Origin of the sequence: Sphingomonas sp. RB1R13, assembly GCF_036663775.1 — a bacterium.
Classification (GTDB): domain Bacteria; phylum Pseudomonadota; class Alphaproteobacteria; order Sphingomonadales; family Sphingomonadaceae; genus Sphingomicrobium.
On the sequence record NZ_JAXOJM010000004.1, the window covers coordinates 253420 to 275388 of the forward strand.

The 21969-nt window shown below is 66.3% G+C and carries 24 protein-coding genes; 6 read left to right on the forward strand and 18 right to left on the reverse strand.

What is annotated here, in order from left to right:
- Positions 1-11: 11 nt before the first annotated feature.
- The 3 genes from rpmF to U1700_RS13725 form a co-directional block, all read right to left on the reverse strand.
- Positions 12-191, reverse strand: coding sequence for a 50S ribosomal protein L32 (rpmF, locus tag U1700_RS13715; protein ID WP_332753241.1), 180 nt, complete (start codon positions 189-191; stop codon positions 12-14).
- A 161-nt stretch (positions 192-352) separates the two neighbouring features.
- Entirely contained in the window at positions 353-1012 is a 660-nt protein-coding gene (locus U1700_RS13720; protein ID WP_332753242.1) for an MBL fold metallo-hydrolase, read from the reverse strand.
- A gap of 9 nt (positions 1013-1021) precedes the next feature.
- Positions 1022-2284, reverse strand: coding sequence for a dipeptidase (locus U1700_RS13725; RefSeq protein WP_332753243.1), 1263 nt, complete (start codon positions 2282-2284; stop codon positions 1022-1024).
- A 67-nt stretch (positions 2285-2351) separates the two neighbouring features.
- On the opposite strand from U1700_RS13725, the gene U1700_RS13730 reads away from it, so the two are divergent.
- Positions 2352-4109, forward strand: coding sequence for a chorismate-binding protein (locus U1700_RS13730; RefSeq protein WP_332753244.1), 1758 nt, complete (start codon positions 2352-2354; stop codon positions 4107-4109).
- 90 nt (positions 4110-4199) lie between these two features.
- On the opposite strand, the gene pdeM is transcribed toward U1700_RS13730, so the two are convergent.
- The 4 genes from pdeM to U1700_RS13750 form a co-directional block, all read right to left on the reverse strand.
- Positions 4200-4862, reverse strand: coding sequence for a ligase-associated DNA damage response endonuclease PdeM (gene pdeM, locus U1700_RS13735; protein ID WP_332753245.1), 663 nt, complete (start codon positions 4860-4862; stop codon positions 4200-4202).
- 154 nt (positions 4863-5016) lie between these two features.
- On the reverse strand, positions 5017-5472 hold the full coding sequence (locus U1700_RS13740; RefSeq protein ID WP_332753246.1) for a hypothetical protein: 456 nt from the start codon (positions 5470-5472) through the stop codon (positions 5017-5019).
- On the reverse strand, positions 5472-5759 hold the full coding sequence (locus U1700_RS13745) for a hypothetical protein (RefSeq protein ID WP_332753247.1): 288 nt from the start codon (positions 5757-5759) through the stop codon (positions 5472-5474). Before U1700_RS13745 ends, U1700_RS13740 begins: the two co-directional genes overlap by 1 nt.
- 42 nt (positions 5760-5801) lie before the next feature.
- A complete protein-coding gene (locus U1700_RS13750; protein ID WP_332753248.1) occupies positions 5802-8237 on the reverse strand; it encodes a ligase-associated DNA damage response DEXH box helicase in 2436 nt (811 codons plus the stop codon).
- Positions 8238-8245: 8 nt separating this feature from the next.
- On the opposite strand from U1700_RS13750, the gene U1700_RS13755 reads away from it, so the two are divergent.
- Entirely contained in the window at positions 8246-9244 is a 999-nt protein-coding gene (locus U1700_RS13755; RefSeq protein ID WP_332753345.1) for a ligase-associated DNA damage response exonuclease, read from the forward strand.
- Positions 9245-9271: 27 nt separating this feature from the next.
- Here U1700_RS13755 and U1700_RS13760 read toward each other — a convergent pair whose 3' ends face one another.
- Complete coding sequence (locus U1700_RS13760) at positions 9272-9760, reverse strand: lipocalin-like domain-containing protein (protein ID WP_332753249.1); 489 nt, start codon at positions 9758-9760, stop codon at positions 9272-9274.
- A gap of 129 nt (positions 9761-9889) precedes the next feature.
- Between U1700_RS13760 and U1700_RS13765 the strand changes: the two genes are divergently transcribed.
- Positions 9890-10063 (forward strand): hypothetical protein, encoded by a 174-nt coding sequence (locus tag U1700_RS13765; protein WP_332753250.1) that lies wholly within the window; start codon positions 9890-9892, stop codon positions 10061-10063.
- 8 nt (positions 10064-10071) lie between these two features.
- Here U1700_RS13765 and pgmG read toward each other — a convergent pair whose 3' ends face one another.
- A complete protein-coding gene (pgmG, locus tag U1700_RS13770) occupies positions 10072-11451 on the reverse strand; it encodes a phosphoglucomutase/phosphomannomutase PgmG (RefSeq protein WP_332753251.1) in 1380 nt (459 codons plus the stop codon).
- Positions 11452-11468: 17 nt separating this feature from the next.
- Positions 11469-12266: a division plane positioning ATPase MipZ gene (locus U1700_RS13775; protein ID WP_332753252.1), complete on the reverse strand. Its 798-nt coding sequence runs from the start codon at positions 12264-12266 to the stop codon at positions 11469-11471.
- 59 nt (positions 12267-12325) lie between these two features.
- Between U1700_RS13775 and panC the strand changes: the two genes are divergently transcribed.
- Together panC and U1700_RS13785 are read left to right on the forward strand one after the other, a co-directional pair.
- The gene (gene panC / locus U1700_RS13780) at positions 12326-13186 is read left to right on the forward strand and encodes a pantoate--beta-alanine ligase (RefSeq protein ID WP_332753253.1); all 861 of its coding nucleotides are present in this window, start codon (positions 12326-12328) and stop codon (positions 13184-13186) included.
- Between the two features lie 91 nt (positions 13187-13277).
- Complete coding sequence (locus tag U1700_RS13785; RefSeq protein ID WP_332753254.1) at positions 13278-13583, forward strand: hypothetical protein; 306 nt, start codon at positions 13278-13280, stop codon at positions 13581-13583.
- A 3-nt stretch (positions 13584-13586) separates the two neighbouring features.
- Here the strand turns inward: U1700_RS13785 and pal are convergent, their stop codons facing one another.
- From pal to ruvB, 8 genes are all read right to left on the reverse strand, one after another.
- Complete coding sequence (gene pal, locus U1700_RS13790) at positions 13587-14102, reverse strand: peptidoglycan-associated lipoprotein Pal (RefSeq protein WP_332753255.1); 516 nt, start codon at positions 14100-14102, stop codon at positions 13587-13589.
- 17 nt (positions 14103-14119) lie between these two features.
- Positions 14120-15436, reverse strand: coding sequence for a Tol-Pal system beta propeller repeat protein TolB (tolB, locus tag U1700_RS13795; protein WP_443025954.1), 1317 nt, complete (start codon positions 15434-15436; stop codon positions 14120-14122).
- Between the two features lie 74 nt (positions 15437-15510).
- Positions 15511-16341, reverse strand: a complete 831-nt coding sequence (locus U1700_RS13800; RefSeq protein WP_332753257.1) for a hypothetical protein — start codon at positions 16339-16341, stop codon at positions 15511-15513.
- Entirely contained in the window at positions 16338-16796 is a 459-nt protein-coding gene (tolR, locus tag U1700_RS13805; protein WP_332753258.1) for a protein TolR, read from the reverse strand. The genes U1700_RS13800 and tolR overlap by 4 nt, the downstream gene beginning before the upstream one ends.
- Positions 16796-17482 (reverse strand): protein TolQ, encoded by a 687-nt coding sequence (tolQ, locus tag U1700_RS13810; RefSeq protein WP_332753259.1) that lies wholly within the window; start codon positions 17480-17482, stop codon positions 16796-16798. The genes tolR and tolQ overlap by 1 nt, the downstream gene beginning before the upstream one ends.
- Positions 17482-17940, reverse strand: a complete 459-nt coding sequence (locus U1700_RS13815; RefSeq protein ID WP_332753260.1) for a YbgC/FadM family acyl-CoA thioesterase — start codon at positions 17938-17940, stop codon at positions 17482-17484. Before U1700_RS13815 ends, tolQ begins: the two co-directional genes overlap by 1 nt.
- A 25-nt stretch (positions 17941-17965) precedes the next feature.
- A complete protein-coding gene (locus U1700_RS13820) occupies positions 17966-19114 on the reverse strand; it encodes a DUF3089 domain-containing protein (RefSeq protein WP_332753261.1) in 1149 nt (382 codons plus the stop codon).
- The gene (ruvB, locus tag U1700_RS13825) at positions 19114-20163 is read right to left on the reverse strand and encodes a Holliday junction branch migration DNA helicase RuvB (protein WP_332753262.1); all 1050 of its coding nucleotides are present in this window, start codon (positions 20161-20163) and stop codon (positions 19114-19116) included. The genes U1700_RS13820 and ruvB overlap by 1 nt, the downstream gene beginning before the upstream one ends.
- Positions 20164-20389: 226 nt before the next feature.
- On the opposite strand from ruvB, the gene U1700_RS13830 reads away from it, so the two are divergent.
- Positions 20390-21961: a hypothetical protein gene (locus U1700_RS13830; RefSeq protein ID WP_332753263.1), complete on the forward strand. Its 1572-nt coding sequence runs from the start codon at positions 20390-20392 to the stop codon at positions 21959-21961.
- Positions 21962-21969: the final 8 nt, after the last annotated feature.

Here is a 21969-nt window from a genome sequence, read left to right on the forward strand (position 1 = left end):
CCATCGCGAGATCAGGCCTCGGTCGAGAGGATTTCGCGGCCGTTATAGTGGCCACAGGCGGCGCACAAATTGTGCGGGCGCTTCAATTCGCCACAGTTCGAGCATTCCTGGAAGCTCGGCACCGCCAGCGCGTGATGGCTGCGACGCATGTTGCGCTTCGAGGGCGACGTTTTTCTTTTGGGAACGGCCATGCGGCACCTTGGCTTAAATCAAACAAAAAGGACCATCCTCGCCAAGCCTTTCGGGCCAGAGCCCGAGGCGGCGGCCGGATGGTCGCGAACGAGGGTGGCCTATAGCGAAAAGGAGCGAGGAAGCAAGCGGGGGAGTCTTCGTTGCGAAGAACGGTGCGTGCTTACCCAGCCAACACGGCGTCCCCCACAAACGGATTGGTCAGCCGCTCCTGTCCAAAGGTCGACATGGGGCCGTGGCCGGGAATGAAGCTGGTGTCGTCGCCCATCGGCCACAGGCGCTGGACAATGGCGTCGAGCAACTGCTGATGATTGCCGCGCGGGAAGTCGGTGCGGCCGATCGATCCGGCGAAAATCACGTCACCGACGATTGCCAGCCTCGATTCGGGGTGGTGGAGGACGATGTGGCCGGGGGTGTGGCCGGGGCAGTGGCGGACGTCGAGGGTGAGATCCCCGAGCGTCACCGTGTCGCCGTCGACCAGCCAGCGGTCGGGCTCGAACGGCTTGCCGGTGACGCCATAGTTGCGTCCGTCATCCTCCAGTCGGGCGATCCAGAAGCGGTCGTCCTCGTGCGGGCCCTCGATCGGCACGCCCAGTTCCTGAGCGAAGATGCCGGCCGACCCGCAATGGTCGATATGGCCGTGAGTGACGATGATCTTCTCGATCGTCACGCCGGCGCGCTGCACCGCCTCGCGCAGCTTGGGCAGGTCGCCGCCGGGATCGACGAACGCCCCGCGCATGGTCTTGGTGCACCAGATCAGGCTGCAATTCTGCTGCAGCGGGGTGACGGGCAGGATAGCGGCGCGGAGGGGCGGTTCGGTCATGACGCCGAACTAGGGAGCGGTGGGCAACCTGTCCATTGCCGGGGCGACGCCGCGCATGGCGAGCGATGTGGCTTCTGCACCCCGCAGCGTGCGCAGGGCATTGCCCCCGGCAAGTGCGGCGAGCTCGGGGTCGGACCAGCCGCGGCGGATGAGTTCGGCAAACAGCAGGGGGTAGGCGTCGGTCCCGTCGAGCCCGTCGGGAGTGTTGTCGATCCCGTCGAGGTCGGCGCCGATGCCGACATGGGCGTGACCGGCGATGGCGACGACATGATCGATATGGTCGGCGACGTCCTTGACGGTCACCGCGGGGGCGGGGTTGGCGGCGACCCACGCATTTGACCCAGCCTTGACCGCGTCGGTGCTGGCGCGATTGAAGGTCTTGAGGCGGGCTTCCTCCGCGGCTTTCGCGCCCTCCCATTGCAGACGGGCAGGGGACAGGAAAGCGGGGACCCAGTTGACCATGACAACCCCGCCGTTGCGGGGGAGCAGACGCAGCACGTCGTCGGGGACGTTGCGGGGGTGGTCGTTCACGGCGCGGGCCGACGAGTGAGAGAAGATGACCGGCGCGCGGCTGGCGGCGATCGCCTGGCGCATGACCTCGGGCGAGACGTGGCTGAGGTCGACGAGCATGCCGAGGCGGTTCATCTCGCCGACGACTTTGAGGCCGAACGGGGACAGGCCATGCCACTTGGGATCGTCGGTCGCGCTGTCGCCCCATTCGGTGGTCTGGTTGTGGGTCAGCGTCATGTAGCGCGCGCCGAGCCGGTAGAATTGGCGGAGTGCAGCCATGCTGCCGCCGATCTGGCGCCCGCCCTCAATCCCGATCAGCGAGGCGACTCGACCCGAACGGTGGATGCGGACGATGTCGTCGGCGGTCAATGCGCGTTCGAGGTCGCGTGGATAGGCGGCGATCATCCGGTCGACGATGTCGATCTGCTCAAGGGTGCGGCGAATGGCTTCGTCGCCGGTATATTTGCCATCGATATAGACCGACCAGAACTGGCCACCGACGCGGCCGGCGTGGAGGCGGGCCATGTCGGTCATCAGGTGATGATCGGGCCAGGCCCCAGTGCCGCTGGCGAGGCCGGCGACGGTGTAGTCATGGTATTCGGCAAGCTGTTCCGCGATGTCATTGTGGCCGTCGATCAGCGGGGTGGCGGCGAGGATGCGGTCGATGCGGGCGCGGGTAGCGGGGTCGATTGGGGCAGGCGCGGCGAGCGCGGGGGCAGAAGTGGCGGCGAGCAGGGCGGCGGCGAACAGGGTCAGTTTCACGGGGGCTTCGCTCCTATATTACAGGCAAGGGTTTACGCAGGGGCATGGCTCGGGGCAATTGGCGGCGATGGGGGAAAAATACGTCCTGTTCGATGATGCCCGCGAAGGGGCGGGTCCGGCGCGACTGTATCGATCGCCGGTGGGGGAGATTGTCGCCTGGACGGTCGACGAGGTGCGTCCTGCGATGGTGCGATTGCGGGAGGCGCTGGGGTCGGGACGGCATGCCGCGGGTTATCTTGCCTATGAGGCGGGGGCGGCGTTTCATGCTGCCCTTGGAGAGACGGTCGGACACGGTGGCGGGCCGCTGGTCTGGTTTGGATTATTCGAGGGTTATCAAGAGGTTGAAAGCGGAGCATTGGCCGATCCAGCAGGGGCTTTTGCAGGCGAATTGCGGCCGCGGATCAGCCAAGCGGATTATCTTGGCGCGGCGGCGCAGGTTCGCGAGAGTTTATACGCCGGGGATTATTACCAGGCGAATTTGACCTTCCCGTGCGACCTAGCGGTGGGGGGATCGCCACTGGCCTTGTTTGCGCGGCTGAGGGCCGGGTCGCGGGCGGGGTGGGGCGGGGTGGTGCGCCATCCGACGGGATCGCTGGTATCGCTGTCGCCCGAGCAGTTTTTCAAGTTGCAGAACGGGCGGCTGGAGGCGCGGCCGATGAAGGGGACGGCGGCGCGGTCGGACGATCCCGCACGCGATCGGGCGCTGGCCGAGCAATTGGCGAGTGATCCCAAGCAGCGTGCCGAGAATCTGATGATCGTCGACCTGATCCGCAACGACTTGGCGCGGGTGTCGGAGACCGGGACGGTGGCGGTGCCGAGCCTGTTTGCGATCGAGACCTATCCGACGGTGCACCAGATGATTTCGGTCGTCACATCGACGTTGCGAGCAGGTTTCGATGCGGTTGACGTGATTGAGGCGATTTTTCCGTGCGGATCGGTGACGGGGGCGCCCAAAGTGGCGGCGATACTAGCGCTGCGGGCGCTCGAGCCCGAGCCGCGCGGGGCCTATACCGGGTCGATGGGCTGGATCGAGCCGCACCGCGCCGACGGGTCGCCCGGGGATGCGGCGTTCAACGTGATGATCCGCACGCTGATGCTGGACGACGCGACGCCGGGATTGGCGCGCACAGGGTTGGGATCGGGGCTTGTCGTCGATAGCGTGATGGAACAGGAATGGGCCGAGTGCCTGCTTAAAGGGAAATATGTGACCGCTGCCCGGCCGACCTTCGACCTGATCGAGACGATGCGCTTTGACCCCGAGCAGGGCATCACCGAACTCGACCGACACCTCAATCGGATGGCCGGGGGCGCCGAGCGGTTCGGCTTTCGCTTCGACCGGCACGGTGCGCGTAACGAGCTTCAGGCGGCGACCTTCGGGCGCAAGGATGCCGCGATGGTGCGATTGCTGCTGTCACCGAGCGGGGCGATGGCGATCCAGGTCAAGCGGCTGGAGCGGGCGAGCATGGAGGCGGTGACGGTGTCGATCGCGCCGATGCCGGTGGCGGCGGAGGATGTGCGGCGGCGCTACAAGACCAGCGACCGGCGATTCTATGACGAGCCGCGGCGCGCCAATGATTCGTTCGAGACGATCTTCGTCGATCCCGACGGGCGGCTGACCGAGGGGAGTTTCACCAACATTTTCGTCGAGCGCGAAGGGCAATTTCTGACCCCGCCGGCGGCGCGCGGGCTGATCCCGGGGATCTTGCGGGCGAAGCTGATCGACGAGGGGCTCGCGGTCGAGGCGGAGCTCACGCCCGAGGATCTGGCGGGGGGGTTTTATATCGGGAATATCTTGCGCGGGTTGATGGCGGCGAGATTGGTTTAGTTGGTCGTCATTGCGAGCGAAGCGAAGCAACCCAGATGACCGTGGCGCCTGATAGGTTGCTTCGTCGCCTGTGGCTCCTCGCAATGACGATCAGGCCGCGATGGGGAATCTCAGGAGGCGACCGGCTGCGGGGACCAGGGCCGAGGCGCCCGCGCCGACTTTTTTCAAAATCTCGGGATGGTGGGCGTCGAGGCCGCCGGTCAGCGCGCCGTAGGCGGGGAGGATGAGCTTGGTCTCGCTGGCGACATAGCAGCGGCGCGAGACGTTGCGGCCCTTCATGTGGAGGCGCAGCTTGGGGTGGAAATGACCCGAGATCTCGGGGGTGGGGTCGCCGACCACGGCTTCATGGCGGAGTGCGATGCCGTCGACGGTGAGTTCCTCCTCGATCCGCCCGCCGCAATGATCGACGAAACCGGCGTCGTGATTGCCGGTGATCCAGACCCAGTCGATCTTCGAGGTGAGTTCGGTGAGCAAGGCACGGGCATCGTCCGGCAGGCGGTCGCACCCGAAGCGGTCGTGGAAGCTGTCGCCGAGGCAATAGAGGGTGGTCGCCCCGCTGTGGTCGATGTCGCGCGCCAGCATGGTCAGCGTGGCGAGCGAATCATAGGGCGGCAGGAATTGCCCGAGACGAGCGAACCAGCTGGCCTTTTCAAGATGCAGATCAGCGACGAGCAGCGCGTTCTGGGCCGGCCAGGACAACGCGCCATCGCCACTGGCGAGGAAATCATGACCGGCGAACGAAGCGGGAACCATGGGCCCTGTTAGGCGCACTGGAGTCGCTTGGGGAAGGTGGTTTCGAAATATTTCGTCATTGCGAGCGGAGCGAAGCAAGCCAGTCGGAACGCGGGGACTGGTAGGTTGCTTCGTCGCCTGCGGCTCCTCGCAATGACGGCTTCTTGCATCGACCTCAGTCCTCCAGCCCCAGGATATGGTCGCGCAGCGAGCGGGCGTCGTGGAGGGCGTTGTGGGGGACCTTGCTGGCGCCCGCGGTGCTGAAGCCGGGCAGAGCATAGAAGCGAAAGCGCAAGGGTGGGGTGCGGACGATTTCGCCCGGGCCGGTGAGCAGCAACATGCAGATTTGCGCGATATCCTCGGGCCAGTCGGCGATAATCTCGATATCGCGATCGTTGGCGAGGAAGGTTGCCAAGGCATGGGCGGCGGTGTCGCGGTCGAGCGGAGGGGCGCGGTGCATGTCGGGGACGTGGTTCATATAGGGCATGACGTGACGTTCGACCCACGGGTGAATTTCGGTCGGGGCGGGGACGGTGAAGTAGAGCTCCTCATCGCCAAATTCGGCGACCAGCGCGAGGGACAGGAGCGCGCCGCCGAAGCCATTATATTCGGTGTCGAGGAAATAGCGCATCAGCGAGGAATCGCCTGCCCGGGGCACAGGTCGCCGGGGAGAGGGCGGTTCGCGGCGCAGCGGTTGGCCATGAGCCGTTCCTCGCGGGCACGGCGTTCGTCTTCCTGGCGCAGAATGCGGCCGCGCCTTTCGTCGGCGTGCTTCTGGCCGGGGAGGGCGGCGTCGATGCCCTTGCCAACGACTTTCACTGGGACCGAGACGACGTCGACCGCGGTCCGCGCAACCGAGGCGGCGACGCAGCCGGCGAGGAGCGGGGCGACGAGCAAGACTGGCGGATACGCGCGCATTTGCGTGTCATGCCCGCTTGGGCACCCCAAGTCGACCGCAGATCAGTCCACCCGCATCGCTTCGGCGGCGAGTGCCTCGGCCTCGATCAGCAGGCTGTCGTCGGCGGTCGATCTGGCGGGGAGTGCCTCGCGGCCGATGACGACCATCAGCGGGACCGCCATCGGCGTCACGCGGGTTGCACGGACGTGGATCATCTGGTCGGCGGCGCGCTCGACGAGGCGGGCGAGGCGGCCAAGTTCGGTCATTCGCGCGCGGGCGTCGTCCCATGCGGCGGTGAGCAGCATATGGCCGGGGTCATATTTGCGAAGGACGTCGTAGATGAGGTCGGTCGAAAAGCTGACCTGGCGCCCGGTCTTTCGTTTCCCGGGATGCTGGCGCTCGACGAGTCCGCCGATGACCGCGACTTCGCGAAAGGCGCGTTTGAGGAGGTTGGACTGTTCGACCCATTCGACGAATTCATGTTCGAGGATGTCGGGCGAGAGCAAGGGCACGGGATCGATCACTTCTTCGAGGCTGTAGCAGGCGAGGGCATAGTCGTTGGCGACGAAGCCGAGCGGCTTGAGCCCGGCGGATTCCATGCGGCGGGTGATCAGCATGCCGAGCGACTGGTGCGCGTTCCAGCCTTCGAAACTGTACATTACGAAGAAATGACGGCCTTCGTGGGGAAAGGTTTCGACGAGCAGCTGGTCGGGTTGGGGAAGGATCGAGCGCCGCGCCTGGACCTCGAGCCATTCGCGGACGTCGTCGGGGAAACGCTGCCAGTCGTCGGGACTGGCCAGGAAGCGGCGGACGCGGTCGGCGAGATGGGTCGACATCGACATGCGCTGGCCGCCGTAGGTAACGAGGCGGGCGGCCTTCGACGAAGCGTGGACGATGATGTCGCTGTCTTTCAGCCGGTCGACTTCGAGCGACAGGCCGGCGAAGAAAATATGGTCGCCGACGGTGAGGGTCGAGGCGAAGCCTTCCTCGACCTTGCCCAGCATCCGGCCGTTCTTGAAGCGGACATCCATCATCGGATTGTCGACGATGATCCCGGCGTTGAGGCGATGCTGGACCGCGACGGCGGGGGTTGTGATCCGCCAGCGGCCGGGACCGTCGGCGGTCAGGCGGCGATATTTATCATAGGCTTTGAGCGCGTAGCCTCCGGTCGCGATGTAGGCGAGGACGGTGGCGAAGGTCTGCGGAGTGAGGCCGGCATAGGGGGCGGCACTGTTTATTTCGGCGAGCAGCATGGCCTCGTCGAACGGCCCGGCGCAGGCGATGGCGAGGATGTGCTGGGCGAGGACGTCGAGCGTGCCGGGGCGGAAGATATCGGGGTCGAGCTCCCGATCGTCGATGGCGTCGAGGGCAGCACGGGCCTCAAGATATTCGAAGCGATTGCCCGGTACGATCATACCCTTCGACGGCTCGTCGAGGCGGTGGTTGGCGCGGCCGATGCGTTGCAGCAGGCGCGACGAGCCCTTGGGGGCGCCCATCTGGACGACAAGGTCGACATCGCCCCAGTCGATGCCGAGGTCGAGGCTGGCGGTGGCGACGAGAGCGCGAAGGCGGCCGTCGCCCATCGCCGCTTCGACCTTGCGGCGGGCTTCGAGGCCGAGGCTGCCGTGGTGGATGCCGATGGGGAGTTGCTGGTCGTTGACCTTCCACAGGTCCTGGAAGATGAGTTCGGCAAGGCTGCGGGTGTTGCAGAAGACGAGCGTGGTCCGGTGCGCCTCGATCAGCTCCATGACCTGCTTGGCGGCATAGCGGCCCGAATGGCCCGACCAGGGGACGCGGCCGTCGGGGATGAGGATCGACAGATCAGGATCGGCACCGGGATCACCGATGACGAGGCGAACCAGCGACGCGTCGGCGTCGGGGGCGAGCCAGCCCTGATAGGCTTCGGGATCGGCGATGGTGGCGGAAAGGCCGACGCGGCGCATCGCGGGGGCGAGGGTTTGGAGCCGGGCAAGCGAGAGCGAGAGCAAATCACCGCGCTTCTCGCGGGCAAAGGCGTGAATCTCGTCGATGACGACGGTCTTGAGCGTGGCGAAGAATAGGTCGCTGTCGGGGTAGCTGAGCAGGAGGCTGAGCGATTCAGGGGTGGTAAGAAGGATCTGCGGCGGGCGGGCGCGCTGGCGAGCTTTGCGGTCCGACGGGGTGTCGCCGCTGCGGGTCTCGACGCGAATGTCGAGGCCCATTTCCTCGATCGGCCCCAGCAGGTTGCGCTGGACGTCGACGCCCAAGGCTTTGAGCGGCGAAATGTAGAGGGTTTGAAGCCCGTCGCGGGGATGATCGATGAGGTCGGCCAGCGTGGGCAGAAACCCGGCCAGCGTCTTGCCCGCCCCGGTTGCGGCGACCAACAGGACGTGATTGCCGGCGGCGGCGGCGTCGACCATGTCGAGCTGGTGACGGCGCGGAGCCCAGTCCCTCGCGCGGAACCAGTCGGTGATGACCGCTGGCAGCTTGACGGAACTTGGGAGACGTTCAACGGTCATAGGGGATGATGGCGCGCCTCGGGTCCTGGATCGAGCCTTTTCCGGAAGGCATCTTCGTCAAACCCGCCAATGCGTGGGTCGATCCCTCGCAGCCCAAGGACAAGGCGTTGGTCACGCACGGCCACGCCGACCACGCGCGCGGCGGGCATGGCGCGGTGTGGGCGACGCCCGAGACGCTGGCGATCATGGACGTTCGCTATGGTCAGCAGTCGGCGCATCCGGTCGCCTATGGCGAGAGCGTGCGGGTGGGTGAGGTGGAGGTGAGCTTTGTCCCGGCGGGCCATGTGCTGGGATCGGCGCAGATCATCCTCGATTATGCCGGCGAGCGGGTGGTGGTGTCGGGGGATTACAAGCGGCGGCCCGACCCGACCTGTGCGCCGTTCGTGCCGGTGCCGTGCGACATCTTCATCACCGAGGCGACGTTCGGGCTGCCGGTGTTTCGCCATCCCGATACCGGGGCGGAGATCGACCGGCTGCTCCACCGGCTCCGCGCCGAGCCCGAGCGGTGCGTGCTGGTCGGGGTCTATGCGCTGGGGAAGGCGCAGCGGGTGATCGCCGAATTGCGCGCGCGGGGGCATGAAGCGCCGATCTATTATCATGGGGCGATGGAGCGACTGTGCGCGCTGTATGAGCAGTTGGGGGTGCCGCTGGGCGAGCTCAGGCCGGTGGCGGGGGCGAAGAAGGAGGAGCTGGTGGGGCGGATCATCATCTGCCCGCCGTCGGCGCTCAACGATCGCTGGTCGCGGCGGCTGCCCGACCCGGTGACGGCGATGGCATCGGGCTGGATGCGAGTGCGGCAGCGCGCGCGGCAGAAAAATGTCGAGCTGCCGCTGATCATTTCCGATCATGCCGACTGGGACGAGTTGACGCGGACGCTGAAGGACGTCGCGCCGAAGGAGGTGTGGATCACGCATGGGCGAGAGGATGCGCTGAAGCATTGGTGCATGCTCCACCAGATCAAGGCGCGGGAGCTGAATCTGGTGGGGTATGAGGATGAGGATGAGTGAGGCGGGAAGTTTGGCGGGAAGCGGACGTCAGTGTTGGATGCGGCGTAGCACGCGCCTTGCATGAATCGTCTTCCCATCCGCCGAGTAAGTTTCAGATATGGTAAGAATCGGGCCTTCAATCGTGAACGTGCGCCGCTGGTCCGTCCCGAGGTAGTTTGGAATGTTCCCACCGGTCACATGCGTCGTCCAGCTTGGACCTGCCGGATCGTATCGGTAGGTCCCGAAGTACGAGCAATACCACGCAGGAATGCATGCATCCGGGTCGGGGTCGCTGCTTTCGGTGCCAACCGCCGGTGGGTTTCGCATCAAACTGATAGAGACGTGACTGTCAGCAGTGAACACAAACAACCCGACTGGATGACTTCCGAAAGCATATACGGGTACGCCGCCCTCAGGAGTGTCCACATACTGCTCGAGTTGCCACGTACCGACCAATGGGTTCTTCGCGGATGCGGTTGCATGACCTGCCAGTGAAGCGGCTAACAGCAGCGAAGCGGTGACAGCGGCAAGTGTCATCTTCAGCCCTCCTTCGCGAAGCGTCGCATAGTTGACCAATATCCACAATGTCGTCGAGAGCGATCACGCGAAGCGTTAACCGGACGGAGAGGGGGCGGGGGTATGGCGGGGGCTTAGGGAGCCACCGTCATGAAGTTCGTCAAGTTGAAGTCGCGCGGGGGCGATTATATGGTGATTGCCCAGAACATTGCCTACCTGCGCGCGCATGAAAATGACCAGACCAAGATCGGCATGATCGGCAGCGACGCAATCCTGGTCGCGGGGACGATCGAGCAGACGGCGGCGGCGATTTTGGCGGGCTAAGGCGAGCGCTAATGCGCTGCCTCGACCCGGTCGATCCCTGATGCGGCAAGCTGGGCGTCGATGGCGGCGGTGAGGCGGGCGAGGCCGGCTTCGTCTTTCGCTTCGGCGCGGGCGACAAGGACGTCTTGCGTGTTCGAGGCGCGCAGCAGCCACCAGCCATCGGGGGTGTTGACGCGGACGCCATCGGTCGAATTCACCGTCGCGCCGTCGGCGGCGAGGCGCGCGGCGACTTCGGTGACGGCGGCGAACTTGCGCGTCTCGTCGACCTGGAAACGCAGTTCGGGGGTGGCGACCGAGACCGGCATTTCCGAGCGCAGTTGGGTCACCGACTTGCCGAGCGAGGTGGCGGCGCGGATCAGGCGGACGGCGGCGTAGAGCGCGTCGTCGAAGCCGTACCACTCGTGCTTGAAGAAGATATGGCCCGACATTTCGCCCGCAAGCGGCGCGCCGGTCTCCTTCATCTTCGACTTGATCAGGCTGTGCCCGGTCTTCCACATCAGGGGCTTCCCGCCCATTTCGGTGATGCGGTCGAACAGGGTCTGCGATGCCTTCACGTCGGCGATGATGGTTGAGCCGGGAAGGGCTTCAAGCACCGGCGCGGCCAGGATCATCAGCAGTTGGTCGCCCCAGATGACCCGGCCCCGGCCATCGACCGCGCCGATGCGATCGGCGTCGCCGTCGAACGCAATGCCAAAGTCGAGGTTCTTGTCGGCGACGAGTTGCTTGAGGTCGGCAAGATTGGCCTCGACCGTCGGGTCGGGGTGGTGGTGGGGGAAGGTGCCGTCGACCTCGGTGTAGAGCAGATGATGCTCGCCGGGGAGTTTGCGGACGAGCTTTTCAAGCACTTGGCCGCCGGCGCCGTTGCCATTGTCCCAGCCGATGCGAAAGGCGCCGCCGTCAAAGTTTTCGACCAGCCGATCGACATAGGCGTCTTCGACATTGGTGTCGCTGACCTGGCCGTGGCCATCGACCCAATCGGCGGCCTTGGCACGGCGGCCGAGCGCCTGGATCTCTTCGCCAAAGACCGAACGGCCGTTGAGCAGCATCTTGAAACCATTGTAATCGGCCGGATTATGGCTGCCGGTGATCTGGATCCCGCCCTGAACGGGAAGGGTGGCGGCGGCGAAATAGAGCATCGGACTGGGGCCCATGCCGATGCGGACGACGTCGAGCCCCGAGGCGGTCAGGCCGTCGATCAGCGCGGTCTCGAGCTCCAGCGAATGGGTGCGGCCATCGCGGCCGACGGCAATGGTTTTCGCGCCTTCGGAGACGGCGAGCGCGCCGTAGCTGCGGCCAAGGGCGCTGGCGTCCGCGGCGTGGAGCGTCTTGCCGACGATGCCGCGCATGTCATATTCGCGCAGGATCGACGCGTGAAACTCGTGAGACATGAAAACCCCTGAAATGGTCAGCCCGCAGCGGCGAGTTGCCCGGGCTGTTCGATGATCGATGGAATCGACAAACCCGCGACCATTTCACGAAGTTCCTGCCGCGCCGCAATATGCCCCATTCCGACCTCGCCGAGCTGCTTGAGATCGAGCAGGGTGAGGCCCTTGGGGAACAGCTCGCGGTAGATGACGCGCTCGCCGAGACCAGGGATGACGCGGAAGCCGACCCGGCGAGCAAGCTCGTCCATCGCCGCGCCGACGCGGGCGAGATTGTGCGACTGGATATGCTGGAGGCGGTTGCGCAGGACGACCCAGTCGACCGACTTGCCGGTGACTTTCGCGCGCTGGGTGCGGCTGTTCCAGATGAGCTCGGCATAGAAGCTGGGCTTGGTGATCTTGAACGTGTCGGGGTGGACCTGGCCGATCAGGTCGAGGTCGACGAAGCTGTCGTTCATCGGGGTGACGAGCGTATCGGCGCGCAGGATGGCAGCGCGGGCGACGGGGTCATCGCGGCCGGGGGTGTCGATGACAATGACGTCGCTGGTCGCCGAAAGGCGGTCGATCGCAGCAGTGAGGCCAGCTTCGGTCTGGTCGTCGAGCACTTCGTAGCGGGCCTGGGGAAGCTGTTCGGCGAGCCGGGCCATGGTGGCGTCGCGATTTTCGAGGTAGCGGGTGGTCGTGCGCTGGCGGCTGTCGAGGTCGAGCACGCCGACGCGGTGGCCCGATGCGGCCAGCGCGATGGCGGTGTGGACTGCGGTCGTCGACTTGCCAGTGCCGCCTTTTTCATTGGCGAAAACGATGAAATGCACTTGGCTCATTGCCGCGGCTGCCCCCTGAAACTACACGCTGCCGAGGTCCTACCGGAGGGGGTATATCCTTGCAAACTATCCGTGAGTTGGAAGCATTGGGCCCGGCGCTGGCCGAGCTGCGTGGGCGTGGGATCGCTTTGCGCGGGCAGGGCGCGACGGTGGCGCTGGTGCCGACGATGGGCGCGCTTCATGCCGGGCACATGGCGCTGATCGAGGAAGCCGGGCGCCGGGCGGACCGGGTGGTGGCGACGATCTTCGTCAATCCGCTGCAGTTCGCGGCCGGCGAGGACCTCGATCGCTATCCGCGGCGCGAGGCGGAGGATGCGGCGATGCTGGCGGCGGGCGGATGTGATCTGGTCTGGATGCCGACCGCGACACAGCTTTATCCGCGCGGATTTGCTACCAACGTCAGTGTTGCCGGGATCAGCGAGCGGTGGGACGGAGCGGCGCGGCCGGGGCATTTCGACGGCGTCGCGACGGTGGTGCTGAAGCTGCTGATCGCGACAATGCCCGAGGTTGCCCTGTTCGGGGAAAAGGATTTCCAGCAGCTGGCGGTGATCCGCCAACTGGTGCGCGACCTGGGCCTGCCGGTGGCGGTGGTCGGGGTGCCAATCGTGCGCGATGCCGACGGGCTCGCGCTGTCGTCGCGCAATGCGTATCTGTCGGCCGACGAGCGGCGCCGGGCGGTGGCCTTGCCACAGGCGCTGGAGGAAGCGCGCGCGGCGATCCGGACGGGGCACGAGCCGGTGGCGACGATCCTGGCGGCAGCGCGTGCACGGCTGGTCGCGGCGGGGTTTGAGCGGATCGACTATGTCGCGCTGGTCGACGCGGCGACGCTGGAGCCGATCGACACGCTTGACCGTGAAGCGCGGCTGGCGGCGGCGGCGAGCCTGGGCAAGACCAGGCTGATCGACAATATCGCGCTTTGACCGGACTAGTTCGAGCAGGGTGATTTTCGCGTTAACCATTTGTTCGCAACTGGGGGCCGAAGCTGGGTTCATCAGAACAGGGGTTCGACCGATGAACGCGATGTCACAGAAGAGCGCAGACTTCCTCCTCCGCAGCCGTTTGGCCGATGCCGAGCGGGGCGATATCGAGGCATTGTTCGAACTGGGCGTAAGCTTTTCGACCGGCCGCGGCGGGGTCGATGTCGACCTGATCGAGGCGCATAAATGGTTCAACCTCGGCGCGCTGTCGGGCGACACTCGGTCGCAACAGTGCCGCGCCGAAATCGCCCAGGAAATGAGTGCCCGCGAGATTGCCGAGGCCCAGCGCCAGGCGCGGTCGTGGCTTGGGGTCAACGCGACGCATAGCCGGGCTGCCTGAGCCCTATTTGACGACGACCGTTACCGCGCGGCGGTTCTGGGCCCAGGCGGCCTCGTCCGAGCCCGTCGCAACAGGCTTTTCCTTGCCCCAGCTGGTGACAAGCAGCCGTGCCGTGGGCACGCCCAGCGATACCAGATAGTCGCGCGCGGCGTTGGCCCGCCGCTCCCCCAGCGCCATATTATATTCGCGAGTGCCGCGTTCGTCGGCATGACCTTCAAGGGAGGCGCGGACCGCGGGGTTGGCCATCATCCACTTCGCCTGAGCGGTGAGGATGGTGCGCGATTCGGGGTCGATGTCGGACTTGTCGGTGCCGAAGTGGATCGTGTCGGTTCCGGCCTTGGCGACGAGATCGGCCTGCGATCCGGGTAGTTCGACGAGGCCGACGTCATCCTCGTTGGTGGCGACGGGCGTGGTCGCCGTCACTGGCGGAGGCGTGGTGGTGACCGCTTTTTCGCGGCGGGCACAAGCACCGGTCGCGAGCAGCGCGGCGATGAGGGCGAGGTTGAGCGTGTGGCGCATGGGATATTCTCCTGGGGTTAGCGCTGGAGCGGCGACCAGCTGGGGTCGCTGCCGTCCTGGGGGGTGGGAAGGCGGCGCGGATCGCCACCGTTGATGTCGACCGCGTAGAGGTTGGTCTGGCCCGAGCTGCCTTGGCGGATGCGGTTGAACATGACGAAGCGGCCATTGGGCGCCCAGCTCGGCTCCTCGTCCTGCCACGCTTCGGTGAGGATCTTCTCGCCCCCGCCCGAGGGGGACGTGATGCCGATGCGGAAGTTTCCGGCGATTTTGGTGAAGGCTATGTGGTCGCCTCTCGGGCTCCACACCGGAGAGGCATAGCGACCGCCGCCGAAGCTGATGCGCTTCTGGCCGGTGCCATCGGCGTTCATTACATAGAGTTGCTGCGTGCCGCCGCGATCGCTTTCGAACACGATTCGGCTGCCGTCGGGGCTGTAGCTGGGCGAGGTGTCGGCGCCGACACTGTCGGTCAGTCGGCGCGGCGGGCCACCGGCGACGGGCACGACATAAATGCCGGTGCGGCCATTCTTCGCCATCGAGAAGACGACGTTGCGGCCATCGGGGGAGAAGCGCGGCGCGAAGGTCAGGACGAGGCCGGGGACCAGGCTTCGCTTCGTGCCGCTAGCGACGTCCATGAGCATGACGCGCGGGCGGCGGCCCATGGTCGTCATGTAGACCAGCCGGTCCCCGGTGGGAGAGAAGCGCGGGGTGGTGACGGTGCTGTCGCCGAGCGTCAGGTAACGGTGGTCGGAGCCGTCAGAATCCATGATCGCGAGGCGCTTGGTGCGGTTGTTCTTGGGCCCGGTCTCGGCGACGTAGACGATGCGGGTGTCGAGGAAGCCGGTCTCACCCGAGAGGCGCGAATAGACGGTGTCGGCGCATTTGTGCGCGGCGCGGCGCCAGTCGGAAGCAGCGACGACGAAGCCCTGGTGGGTCAATTCGCGCGCGGCGCTGACGTCATGGATGTAGCAGGCAAGGGTGATGCGGTCGGCGCCGTTGGCCTCGACATAGCCCGCCACGAGCTGCGCCGCGCCGGCCGAGCGCCAGGTGGCGTAGGCGGGGGCGGAGGCGGCGTCCTGCGAATAGGAGCCGAGGCCGTCGGGGCCGAGCGGGGTGAACAGGCCGGTCGAGCGAAGGTCGGAGGCGATGACCTCTGCAATCTGGCGACCGAGGCCGGGCTGGACTCCGGGGGCGGTCGGCATCGCGGGGACGGCGATGGCGGTGACGGCATTGGTGCCGCCGACGACATTGACCTCGAGCGGAGGGGCGTCCTGTGCGATCGCGACGGCCGGAAAAAACAACGCCGTCATCGCGAGCAGGCGCAGCCGACGACGCAACCCAGCGCGCTGGGTTGCTTCGCTGCGCTCGCAATGACGGAGTGGGACGAGAGCGATCTTGGTCATAAGCTTCCTCATGGCAGATTATATTTCATTATGAAGTTGCCCCAACCTTGGCCGTTCGCGGTTTTGTATAGTTCTTGGGGTAGGCCAGTGATGGGAGAGCAACCTGAAATGATGGTCACAGCGAGGTCTTTAACCCGCTCCTCGTAGCGCGTATTGTCGTCGTCGACGCCACTCGTGCCGATCACCTGTGGGGGGCTAGTGAGGCGGCCCTGCCGGTCAAGCAGAAGATGCAGCTTTACCTTGATGCGCGAGGCGCCCGGGCCGGGGTTGACCTGGCGATTGGCGCAAGGCTGCACTTGTCTAACAATGGCCTGCTGGATCCCGGCCATGGCCGAGGCGCTGACGGTCGGCGCGGAAGCGCGGGCCGGGGCGGTCGCGGCATGGGCAGCGGGGTCGGCGATCCCCTTGAGGAAATCGGCGCCGATGCGCGAGGCGCGGGGCGGGGCGGGGCGTGCGGGGGCGGGCTTGGCTGTAGCTGTCTTCGCGGGTTGCGGGCGCGGCGGGGATGGGCGGAGCTGGGCGACTTGCGCGGCGAGGGTATTGGCGGGTGCGACCCGAGGCTGCGGGGTCGGCTGGACGACTGGAGTTGGCGCCGCCTCGGGCTGGGGCGGGGGCGGGGTTTCCGCCAGCTCGGGCGCTTGGGCCTGGGGCGGCGGCGCGGGAGTCGCGGCGGGGGCCGAGGGAGCAAGCCCGACTTCGTCGACCATCTCGACCTCCATCGGCGGGGGCTCGGGCGGATTGGTAACATGCGCCAGGCTGAACGACAGCGCGGCGATCAGCGCGGCATGGAAGGTCAGCGCGGCGCCGGTCCCGGCGAGTTCGGCGCGGTCGACGGTCATTGCGCGGGGGCTGCCGAAGGAGAATCTTCGCCGACCGAGACGAGCGCGACGCGGTTGAGCCCGGCGTGGTTGAGTTCGCCCATGACCTTCATCACGCGGCCATAATCGAGGGCACGGTCGGCGCGCAGGTAGATGCGGCGACCCTCGGCCGGGGCGGGCTGGGCAGCGATGGCGGCGAGTTTCGCGGGGAGGGCATCGGCAGTGACCGGGGCATCGTCGATGAAGATCGCGCCTTGCCGGTCGATGGAGAGCTGGACAGGCTTGACCTGCTGGTCGAGCGGCGCGGCGCGGTTCTGCGGCAGGTCGACGGGGACGCCCGCCGCAAGCAGCGGGGCGGTGACCATGAAGATGATGAGGAGGACGAGCATCACGTCGACCAGCGGCGTGACGTTGATCTCGGCCATCGGGGCCCTTCGCCCGCTTCTTCCGCGGCGGCTGTGAACTCCCATCGCCATCAGGCGGCCTCGAGCTCGCGGGTCAGGGTGGCGTGGAAGCGGTCGGCAAAGCGGCCAAGGCTAGCTTCCAATCGGTCGAGGCCGTGGGTCAGGCGATTGTAGGCGATGACCGCGGGGATGGCGGCGAACAGGCCGATGGCGGTGGCGAAGAGGGCTTCGGCGATCCCGGGGGCAACGACCGCGAGCGAAGTGTTGTTGGCGCCGGCAATGGCCGTGAAACTGCGCATGATCCCCCACACGGTGCCGAACAATCCGACGAACGGGGCGACCGACCCGACCGTGGCAAGGATGTTGAGCCGGTCGGACAAGCGGTCGAGTTCGGTCGCGATGGCGCTGTTCATGGCGCCCGACAGGCGTTCGCGCGTACCGCCATGGTCGGCGTTGCGGAGGCGGGCCGAGCGGCGCCATTCGTCCAGCCCGGCGGTGACGATGGCGGCGTTGGGCAGTTTGTCGGACCCGCGTTTGGCGGCGAACCCGTCGACGTCGTCGCTGGCCCAAAAGTCCCGTTCGAAGGCAGCGCCGGCGCGGCCCAGTCGGCGCAGGCGGATCGAATGGGTGAAGATGATCGCCCAGGTCCACACGCTGGCGGCGAGGAGGCCGAGCATGACCAGCTTCACGACGATGTCGGCGTGGAGGAAAAGCGACAGGGGCGACATGAGGTCGGTGCTGGCAATGACGGGTGGCATTAGTTTCCTTGGGTCATGATGGCGTTGAACCGGTCGATCCACTCCCGCGGCTGGCGGGTCGGCCGACCTTCGGGGGTGAGGAAAGCGGCGGTAATCCGGGCTTTGGCCAAGGTTTGCCCCAGGCGCATGACCGTCTGATGAATGTCGACGCTGGCCGCGCGGACGAGGGCGAGGGTCGAGACGAGCTGAAGATCATCGCCGAGCCGGGCGGGCCTGAGATATTTGATCGTCGCCTCGGCGACCGCATAGACCCCGGTCCCGGCGTCAAGCGCGGCTGCCTGGTCGATCCCTGCGGCGCGCAGCATGTCGGAACGGGCGCGCTCCATATATTTGAGATAATTGGCGTAATAGACGATCCCGGCGGTGTCGGTATCCTCGAAATAGACGGTCAGCGCGAAGTGGTGCTCAGGCCCGATGAAGCCGCCGCGATAGGGCTGGTCGAGGGGATGTGACGCCATGACGCAGGCTTTAGCCGCCCGCGACTCATCGCGGCAACCCCGCGCGACTGACCTCTCTGATGCGTTTGATCAGGTCTCCCTGGACTTCGGCGATGTCGTTGAGGTGCATTCCCCAGCCGGGGAGGAAGAAGCCCATGAGGCCGACTTCGCCGCCGATGCGGTCGGTGCGCCTGCCGCCGGGGACGACGTTGGTGCGGATCGAGAGGTAGCCGCGCGGGCCGTCGTTGATGCAGCGGCCCGAGACGAGGTCGCTGGTGTGGAGGAAGGGGGTTGGGGGCGGGCCTTGCGACGACCAGCTGATCGCGCCGCCGGGAACCGAGGGCCAGCCGCTACGGGTCCAGTAGCTGTCGAATTTGGTCCAGCTGCTGGCGCCGGGCGATGCGGGGTTGGTGCAGGCGACGGTCATTCCGGGAGCACTGGCATAGCCGAACAGCGCGCCTTCCGGCGGCGGATTGTGTTCGCGGTAGCTCGACCAGGCGAGGACGCAGCCTGATTGTGCGGGGCGGCTGCACAGGGGGGTCGACTTGAAGCTGCCGCCAACCAGTTTTCCTTGTGGGACCAGCGTGTTGTAGCCGGGGATGATGGCGAGAAGCATGCGTTTTGCCACGGGCCGGCCCTCGATCTCGTTGGCGATGAGCTGCTGCAGGAGGAGCGAGCCCTGGCTGTGGCCGATGAGGACGAACGGGCGGGCGGCGTTGCGGGACTTGAGGAACTGGCGCCACGCGGCAGAGACGTCGCCGTACGCGATTTTCGCCGCCGCAGAGACGTCGCCGCCGGTCATGACGGCGGTGATCGCGCCGACGGTCATTTGGCGATAGATGGGCGCGAACGGACGGCAGACGCTGGCGAAACGGGCGAGCTGATTCTGCGCGGCGAGGCGTTCTTCGCTGTCGGATACGACGAGGTCGCTGTTGAGCCCGGGGTCGTGGCTGACCGTGGGATAGACGTAGAAGCAATCGACCGGCGGGGCTGCGGCGGGGGAGGCGGTGGAGCGCGCGGCGTAGCCTGACGCGGGAAGATCGGTGGTGGCGAGGGGGACAGCGCAAATATCGCGGGCTCCGGGGAGGCAGAGCCAGTTAGCGTTGCTGGTGTAGTCGACGGAGGCGGGGGTCTGGGCCTGAGCGGGGACGGACGTCGCAAGCGTCGCAACGGCGGCAAGTATCAAAATACGCATTACTTTCCTTCGTCTGGCAGGTTGGCGTCGAACAATCCGCTTTGCGCGCTGGGGGGCGGGGCGAGGCCGAGGTGGGTCCAGCCGCGCCCGTTGAGGCAGCGACCGCGAGCAGTGCGGGCGATGAGGCCAAGCTGGATGAGATAAGGCTCGATCACGTCCTCGATCGTGTCGCGCGGTTCGCTGAGGCCGGCCGCGAGGGTCTCGATCCCGACCGGGCCGCCATTGTAGAGGTCGGCGATCATGATCAGGTAGCGGCGGTCCATCGCGTCGAGCCCGAGGCCGTCGATCTCGAGCCGGGTCAGGGCGCGGTCGGCGGCGGGGGCGTCGATGCTGGTCGCACCGGCGGCATGGGCGAAATCACGCACCCGGCGGAGCAGGCGGCCGGCGATCCGCGGGGTGCCCCGGCTGCGACGGGCGACTTCGTGAGCGCCGTCTTCCGTGACGGGGGCGTTGAGCAGCCGCGCGGCGCGGGTGACGACCTGCTCAAGCTCGGCGACGGTGTAGAAGTTGAGGCGGATGGGGATGCCGAAACGATCGCGCAGTGGGGTGGTGAGCAAGCCCTGCCGGGTGGTCGCGCCGACGAGTGTGAAGCGGGGCAGGTCGATGCGGACCGAGCGGGCCGAGGGACCTTCGCCGATCATCAAATCGAGCGCGCGGTCCTCCATGGCGGGATAAAGGACTTCCTCGACCGCGGGGGACAGGCGGTGGATCTCGTCGATGAACAGCACGTCGCCGTCTTCGAGATTGGTCAGCAGTGCGGCAAGATCGCCCGACTTGGCGATGACCGGGCCCGACGTGGCGCGGAAACCGACCCCCATTTCGCGGGCGAGGATCGCGGCGAGGGTGGTCTTGCCGAGCCCCGGGGGTCCAAAGAACAGGACATGGTCGAGCGCTTCGCCGCGCGATTTGGCCGCGTTGACGAAAATGCGCAGATTCTCGCGGGCACCCTGCTGACCGATGAACTCGTCGAGCGATTTGGGGCGAAGTGCAGCGTCGGCATCCTCGGGGGTGCGTTCGGGGGTAGTGATGCGGGCGGGATCGGGGGTCATGACGGCGAATGTTCACACATGTTCGCGCTGACGACGCATTTTCGCGCAGCCGATTTTTTGCAATCGCGAAGGGGATCTGGTCGGGAACATGATGCGGACTGCTTCAAGCACAAAAGGGGCAGTGTAGGACAGCGTTACTTCGCCGCGACGATGCAGAAAGGCGTTGCCGTGAGACAGATAATCAGCGCGGGGATGATTTTTGTCGCAGTTGCGGGAAACACGAATTATGTCCGGCGCACGTCGGCGGGGGGCCGGCGGGGGAGCATCGGGCAGCATGGGGCAGGTGCCGCATCGGCAGATCGCGCATTTGCAGATCGGGAGCGGATGGCGCGCGCTGCCGGCGTCATTCTGGTTGGTGCTGGCGGTGGCGGCGGGGCTTCGGATCGCAGCTTTCGATCTGTATGCGACGCATCATCCCGACGAGGCACTGCAATATGGCGAGCAGGCCCACCGGCTGGTGTTCGGCTATGGCGTAGTGCCGTGGGAATTTCGCTATGATATCCGAAGCTGGCTGATCCCGTTGCTGGTCGCCGGGCCGATGCAGCTTGGCGCGTGGATCGATCCCCACGGCGCGGGCTATCTGATCGTTCCGCGGGTGATCATCGCGATGGCGAATTTCTCCCCGGTGATCGCGGCCTGGTATCTGGGCGCGCGGGTATCGCGGCAGCATGCGATCGTGGCGATGGCGGTAACTGCGCTGTGGGTCGAGAGCGTGTATTTTTCGGTCCAGCTGCTGAGCGAGAGCATGGCCGTTGCCTGTTTCCTGCCCGCGGCGGCGATGCTTCGGACGGGCGCGCTTCGCCAAGGCGCGCGGATGCGGACGATCGTGCTGGCGGGAATGTTGCTGGCGCTCGCCGGGCTGCTGCGCTTTCCCTTTGTGCCCGCGATCGGGGTGTTTGCGGCGCTGACCGCGGGGCGCGACCGACGGATGTGGCAGGGGCTGCTGATCGGCGCGATCCCGGTGATCATCGTCGGCGGTGCAATCGACCTGGTGATGGGGCAAGTTCCTTACCAATGGATCCTCAACAATTACCGGATGAACATTGATTCGGGGTGGATGGCGCGGTTCGGGGGTATGGGACCGTGGGTTTATATGGCCGAGATGGGCAGGCATTTGCCCGTCGTCTCGGCGCTGATCGCGACGGCGTCGCTGTTTGCGGGCAGGCGTTTTTGGCCGTTGCTGGTCGCGGCGTGGGTCAATATTCTGGTCCATCAGATGATCGGCCACAAGGAATGGCGGTTCCTGTGGTTGTCGATCCAGATCTTGTTGATCCTGGCGGCGATCGGGGCGGTGAACCTTACGCGGATGTCGCTTTTCGGGCAGCGGCTCAGGCGGCCGCGCGGATGGGTGACGACCGGGGTGTTGCTGGCCCTGTTCGGCGGGGCGTCGATGGCGATCGCAGCGGGGCCTTTTTTTCGGCATGAATGGCGCAGGGACGGGGGACCGTCGCGGCTGGCCGCGCGCGCGGTGCGGGATGCGCGGGTGTGCGGGCTGGCGGTCAATCGCGAACAGAATATCGATTTCGGCTATGGCTTCGTCCACCGCCCGATCCCGCTCATCCTGCTGGCCAAGGTAGCGCTGCCGTCGCTGTCCCAGCCGGGGGCGACCGCGGAAGGCTTTAACGCGATGCTGATCAATGACGGCGTAGCGCCTCCGGCCGGCTTTGGATCACGCCGCGACTGCGCCGGCGCGGGGGAAGATCGGGTGTGCTTGTATACCCGACCGGGGAGCTGCAGCGCCAATGTGATGAGTCGGCGGTTCGAATATCAGGCAGTGCTCGTCAGGGCCCAGCTCTGACGGGTGTA